The 508-nt window shown below is 67.1% G+C and carries 1 protein-coding gene; it reads left to right on the forward strand.

Annotated features, from left to right (window positions below):
* On the forward strand, window positions 1–377 hold a 377-nt coding region (locus ABFX50_RS51195; protein ID WP_346158582.1), incomplete at its 5' end, for a hypothetical protein.
* Window positions 378–508 lie beyond the last annotated feature (131 nt).

Raw genomic sequence — 508 nt, forward strand, 5'->3', positions numbered from 1 at the left:
GTGACCCCGGTGGGCTTGCCGCGCGGTTGCCGGTGGTAGACCCTCGTGGGGTGAGTGAGGAAACGATCCATCTGGAGTTGAACGACAACGGGGTGGCGGTGGACCTCCCGATGCCCTCCAACGGTCGGGATCAAGTCCAGGAAGTTCCCTATCGGCCGGTCGAGTTCCGCGACAACGACCTCCCCAGCGCCTTGGAGCGCGCGGCGACGTGGCTGCGGCAGACCCAGGAGTGGCTGGGCGAGGCAGTGGACGTGATCTCGGTCCACCTCGACTACGACGACACCAAGGGCTCGCCCTACTTCAACCTCAAGCTCCTGTGCAACGAGGAAGATCTGGCGGGCGTTCCGAAGGTGCGCAGGGAGCACGGGGGACGCTGATCCGCGTGCGAGCCTGAACCGGCCTCGCGGTGTGCCCGACACGGGCGCACCGCGGGTGCTGCCAGGGGTTGATCGCGTACGGTTCACGGCATGGCAGACCTCGTGTACCCGCCGGTCATCGCGCTCGCGAA

Origin of the sequence: Nonomuraea recticatena (assembly GCF_039533245.1) — a bacterium.
Lineage (GTDB): Bacteria > Actinomycetota > Actinomycetes > Streptosporangiales > Streptosporangiaceae > Nonomuraea > Nonomuraea roseola.